Raw genomic sequence first — 1,931 nt, forward strand, 5'->3', positions numbered from 1 at the left:
TATGGCGAGCACAACATCCGCGTGAACTGCATCGCGCCCGGCTTGATCAAGACCGACTTTGCCCGTGCGTTGTGGGAAAATCCCGAGACGCTGAAAGCCTCGACCGCCCGCTCGCCGCTGCAGCGGATCGGCGAGCCCGACGAAATCGCCGGCGCCGCGATCTTCCTCGCCTCCAAGGCCGGGACGTTCACGACGGGGCAGACCATCGTCATCGACGGCGGCGCGACGATCAGCTAATCGCAGTCGGGACGCCAACCTGGCGTGTCCCGCACGCGGTGCAACGCGCAGCGTTGCGCCGCAGATGCGGGACCCCGGTTCGGGGCGTGCGCTGATCAAGTAACCGGGGCCCCGGATCTGCGCAGCGGCACTTCGTGCCGCAGCGCGTCCGGGGCACGGCTACTCCACCGCCGCGTAGACCAGATTGCGAACCAAGGTCCGGAAGTACTCGCGCTGGCCCGGGCCCTGCGACATGAACACCGCGAACATGTCTTCCGCCGGGTCGATCCAGAAGAACGTGCCGGCGATGCCGCTCCAGTAGAACTGGCCGACCGAGCCGGGGAATGGCGAGATGCCAAGTTCGGTGCGGACGGCAAAGCCAAGGCCGAAGCCGTGGCCGGGCGGCAGGATATAGTTGTCCGGCGGGATGTGCGCTTCGAGATGATTGCTGGCCATCAGCTGCAGCGTCTTGCGGCCGATGATGCGGGTGCCGCGCAGCGACCCGCCGGACAGCAGCATCTGGCAGAACCGCGCGTAGTCCATCGTCGTCGAGACCAGCCCGCCGCCGCCGGATTCCATCACCGGCTTCTCCAGCATGTTGAACAGCGCCACCGGATCGCCGGTCCACGGATCCGTCGGGAAAGCTTCGGCTAGGCGGTGCTGGTTTTCGGCGCCGGTGTGGAAAGCGGTCTCGGTCATCTGCAGTGGCGCCAGGATGCGCTCGGTCAGGAACGCGCCGAGCGTCTTGCCGGAGATCACTTCGATGACGCGGCCGAGGATGTCGGTCGAGCGGCTGTAGTTCCAGGCCGCGCCGGGCTGGCAGACCAGCGGCATCTCCGCGATCAGCCGTGCGTGCTCCTCGTTGGTGATCTTGCGGCTGCGGACACGGGACTCGCGATACATCTTGTGGATCGGGCCGTCGCCGACGTGATCATAGGTGATGCCGGAGGTGTGGCGCAGCAGGTCCTGGATGGTGATCGGCCGGTCCAGCGGCACGAGGTCGAGCTTGCCGCCGTCGACCACGCCGACGTTGGTGTTCTCGAACTCCGGAATGAACTTCTGTAGCGTATCGTCGAGCTGCAGATAGCCGTCCTCGACCAGCTGCATGATGCCGACCGAAACGATCGGTTTGGTCATCGAGAAGATTCGGAACAGGCTGTCGGTGCGCATCGGCGCGTCCGACCCCGGCGCCTGCCGGCCGAGCGCCTCGAACCAGCCAATATGACCGCGGCGTGACACCAGCACGGTGACGCCGGGGATGCTGCCCTTGTCGATCTCGCGCTTGAAGGCGTCCGACATCGCCTGCAGGCGGACAGGGGAAAGCCCGACCGTTTCGGGCCTGGCCTGCTCCAGCTGCGGCGTTTGCGGGGCCTTGGCGGTTGTGGCGGCTGCTGAAGCGGTCATGGCGTCTCCCGATTGATCTTTGCGTGCGAGGCCTTACATGACGGCCAGAATTGGACGTCCCGGTGGCCTTTCTCGATATGGCGCGGCGAGATTGGCCCATAACTTCCAGCTTGAACAGGGTGCTTTTCCGCAGTAACCAGCCGCGGGCTTCGCTGCCCTGTGTGCTGCGCCGACAAGGATGGACATCGAATGGCCAAAGCAAAGTTTGAACGTACCAAGCCGCATTGCAACATCGGGACGATCGGTCACGTCGACCATGGCAAGACGTCGCTGACGGCGGCGATCACCAAGGTTCTGGCGGAGACGGGCGG

Annotated in this window: 3 protein-coding genes; 2 read left to right on the plus strand and 1 reads right to left on the minus strand. The window is 65.4% G+C overall.

Annotated features, from left to right (window positions below):
• The coding region (locus ACOJTD_RS22475; protein ID WP_420135068.1) for an SDR family oxidoreductase at positions 1-237 on the plus strand (237 nt) is incomplete at its 5' end.
• Between the two features lie 159 nt (positions 238-396).
• Here the strand turns inward: ACOJTD_RS22475 and ACOJTD_RS22480 are convergent.
• The gene (locus ACOJTD_RS22480) at positions 397-1,620 is read right to left on the minus strand and encodes a serine hydrolase domain-containing protein (RefSeq protein ID WP_420135069.1); all 1,224 of its coding nucleotides are present in this window, start codon (positions 1,618-1,620) and stop codon (positions 397-399) included.
• A gap of 189 nt (positions 1,621-1,809) precedes the next feature.
• Between ACOJTD_RS22480 and ACOJTD_RS22485 the strand changes: the two genes are divergently transcribed.
• Positions 1,810-1,931, plus strand: a 122-nt coding sequence (locus ACOJTD_RS22485) for a GTP-binding protein (RefSeq protein WP_420135070.1), incomplete at its 3' end; no start/stop codon positions are given.

Source organism: Rhodopseudomonas sp. (assembly GCF_048594845.1).
Taxonomy (GTDB): domain Bacteria; phylum Pseudomonadota; class Alphaproteobacteria; order Rhizobiales; family Xanthobacteraceae; genus Rhodopseudomonas.